Genomic DNA, 3,103 nt, shown 5'->3' with positions numbered 1-3,103 from the left:
CTGGAAACCGAGCTCATCGACCGAACCGCCTTCCGCACACGCCGCCACGCCGAACAAGAGCTTTCCAGCTACATCGAAGGCTTCTACAACCCCTGACTAACAGGTCATCTCATTTGGTGTGTTCGATAACCTGTCAGCGTGGGGATCGTTGAGCGGCTGGTGCCGGATGAGCTGTGGGAGTTGTTCCAGCGGGTGTTGCCAGAGGCGCCGACCCGTCCGCAAGGCGGCGGCCGGCGTCGGCACGGCGACCGGGAAGTGCTGGCCGCGATCGTGTTCGTCGCGACGTCGGGCTGCACGTGGCAGCAGCTGCCGTCGGCCTCGGTCGGACCGTCGGGAGCCACAGCCCACCGGCGGTTCACGGAGTGGTCGAAGGCTCGGGTGTGGGCCAAGGTCCACCGCCTGGTCCTCGACGAACTCGGGGCCCGCGGCGAGCTGGACTGGTCCCGTTGCGCGATCGACTCGGTGAACATGCGAGCCCTGAAAAGGGGGACCTGACAGGTCCGAATCCTAATGGGCGGCGCAAGTACGGGTCGAAGATCCACTTGGTCACAGAGCGGACCGGTCTGCCCCTGTCCGTCGGAATCTCGGGTGCCAACGTGCACGACAGCCAGGCCCTGATCCCGCTCGTGCAGGGCATACCACCGATCCGATCCCGGCGCGGCCGACGGCGACGTCGGCCGGACAAGCTTCACGGCGACAAGGGGTACGACTACAACCACCTGCGGCGATGGTTACGCGGCCGCCGCATCACGCCTCGAATCGCCCGCAAGGGAACAGACTCCAGCCAGCGGCTCGGCCGGCACCGCTGGACCATCGAACGCACCATGGCCTGGCTCGCCGGATGCCGACGTCTCCACCGACGCTACGAACGCAAAGCCAGCCATTTCCTGGCTTTCACCAGCATCGCCTGCACCCTCATCTGCTACCGCAGACTCGCCAAATGAGATGACCTGTAAGTAACTCCAGACTTCTTCACCCTCCACCACCTGGCCTTGCCCACCGACCAGGCCGAACGGCTCGCCGTCGGCCGACGGCAACGACGCATCGAGGCCGTCCCCAAACCGCTGCGGCAAGCCGTCGCCGCTTTCAACACCTCCCGGATGCGGACCCAGGACCGAGCATGCCGGGCCAGCACCTGCCCTCGCAGCAATCTCGGTGAGGCGGGTGTCAGATTTTCCTGTTTACGGGCGGGCTGCGTGTCCTCAAGTGTTCCTGGTCACAGGCTGGTCCGGTGCGTCCGTCGATGATCTGCGCGGAAACCGTAATGGCGCCGGCCGCGCTGCCTTAGTAGCCGCTTCGCCCGCGCCGACTGCCATGCGTCTGCCGCCATCTCGACAATCAACGGATTTCGGTGCCGAGCGCTGGCAATACTCCCGCGGTACGTGATGGGCCTATGGCGAAGTCTTCCCCGGCCCGTATGCGGGCTCCCGAACGGCCGGGAGTCATAGGTGGCAAATATGATGACCTTGGCGAACTAATCGGCGTGCAGGGACGCTTTCCCGGTCACCGGCCCTGTGTGGAGGCCCTTTGCGCCAGGCAGCCCCCGTCTCGGCAAACCGCCATGCATCAACACCGCGTCGGCCTACGATGGCGCCTGTCCGCGGTGTCCGACGGTTTGTTTTCAGTGGCTCATGGACCTTTTGCGGCGGTATGCCCGCACCCGACACTTCGGAGAGCAGTAGAGAGCGTCGGATCTGCATGCCGTGAGCGGCTTGCCGCAGCTCCCGCACGACCGGCCGATTTCACTATCGCTGACGCGGTGTGCGGAGACACGCACCAAACATGCATGTGAACATGTCACCCAACGTAGTAAAGTCTCGGCGTTGCGTACGACGAGCCGACCGCACGCTGCGCAAGGTGTCGGGGATAGTTCGGCCCCGCGGCCTACGAGTTTGAACCATTGAAACCCATGCACCCGACGTGTGTCTTGCGGTTGCAGAATGCCGCATCGGTAACAGGACCCACAGATCAGTTCTCGCACCTTCCAGCGACGACCTCGCCTTGTGCGGATTCCGGTGACGAGGTAGGCGGGTCCGATGATCCGATGGCGGCACAGAGGACAGGGCGTGGCAGATCGACTGGTTCGCATAGCTTTCACGCTATTGCTTCATATTCTTCCTGTAATGAAGGATATTACTGGCGTGCCGTGGGCCGCCCCGCAGTGCCGTAGCGACGTTGCCGTCCTATTCGCCAGCGTCATGCGAGGTGCCACAACGTCGGCGAGTTAGCGGGCACGATTGCGCTACCGAGTAAGGGCGTCTCAAACTGGCGCCCATTACGGCAGCGTTGGTCGGAGCACTGGGAAGGGCAACGGGCCGTGCTGGCAGCCAAGTTTGAGGCGATTTTGCCGCACCTCAATGAGCGGCAGCGTCGCCTGGTGATAGGGGCGGAGGTCCAGTCCCTCGGCCACGGCGGGTCAGAGCAGCCGCCCGTGCCGCCGGTGTCCGTGAGGCCACTGTGGCCCCCGGAAGGCGGGAACCCCGATTCCGGCCAGGCCCCGTTGGGACGCACCCGCCAGCCCGGCGGTGGCCGCAAACGCGTCGTCGACCGGAACCCAGCCGTTCGGGAGGCACTCCTCACGCTGGTCGAGCCCGACGTCCGCGGAGATCCCATGTCGCCGCTGCGCTAGACCACCAAATCCACCCGCAGGGTCGCCGAGCATCTGACGCGCCAGGGCCACAGGGTCTCCGCGGACACGGTGGGCGACGTCCTGCGCGAGGAGGGCTTCAGTCTGCAGGGCACTACTAGTGTCCTGAGTCGGGGATTCGGTTCAGGTATCCTGCGAGGCGTCGAGGATCTCGTCCGCGGTCTTCGTCCAGACGAAGGGTTTCGGGTCTTCGTTCCAGGTCTTGATCCAGTTCCGGATGTCCTTCTCCAGGGACTGAGCCTCTTCAGAAGGGCACCGATCGGGTGAAGGTTGACTCTGTAGAAGTTGGCGCCCGCTGCAGGTCGGAACGCAAGTCAACCTCCAGCGACCGTTCATCTCGCGGAGTGACTACTGAAGAAGCTCACTGAACCTCTTTCATCCTGTGCTGGAGGGTGAAATGGGCTGGTCAGCGGGGGTGGTGACGAGGCAGGGCCCCTCGTCGTTGGCGTGGTGATT

The 3,103-nt window shown here is 64.4% G+C and carries 1 protein-coding gene and 2 pseudogenes; 2 read left to right on the top strand and 1 reads right to left on the bottom strand.

What is annotated here, in order from left to right; genetic code table 11:
* Window positions 1-144 precede the first annotated feature (144 nt).
* Together ACZ7GZ_RS42885 and ACZ7GZ_RS42880 are read left to right on the top strand one after the other, a co-directional pair.
* A protein-coding gene (locus ACZ7GZ_RS42885) for an IS5 family transposase (protein ID WP_471033254.1) occupies window positions 145-944 on the top strand; the annotation gives its coding sequence in 2 pieces (ribosomal slippage) (window positions 145-484 and window positions 484-944; 801 coding nt in all).
* Window positions 945-2,317: 1,373 nt separating this feature from the next.
* A pseudogene (locus ACZ7GZ_RS42880) lies at window positions 2,318-2,755 on the top strand (ISAzo13-like element transposase-related protein); the annotation flags it as partial.
* Here ACZ7GZ_RS42880 and ACZ7GZ_RS42875 read toward each other — a convergent pair.
* Window positions 2,745-2,878, bottom strand: a pseudogene (locus ACZ7GZ_RS42875) (IS630 family transposase); the annotation flags it as partial. The pseudogenes ACZ7GZ_RS42880 and ACZ7GZ_RS42875 overlap by 11 nt on opposite strands.
* Window positions 2,879-3,103 lie beyond the last annotated feature (225 nt).

The organism is Streptomyces sp. NPDC037288 (assembly GCF_055603265.1).
Note: the sequence above shows the minus strand (reverse complement) of the source record. Positions and strands in the feature narration are given on the sequence as shown.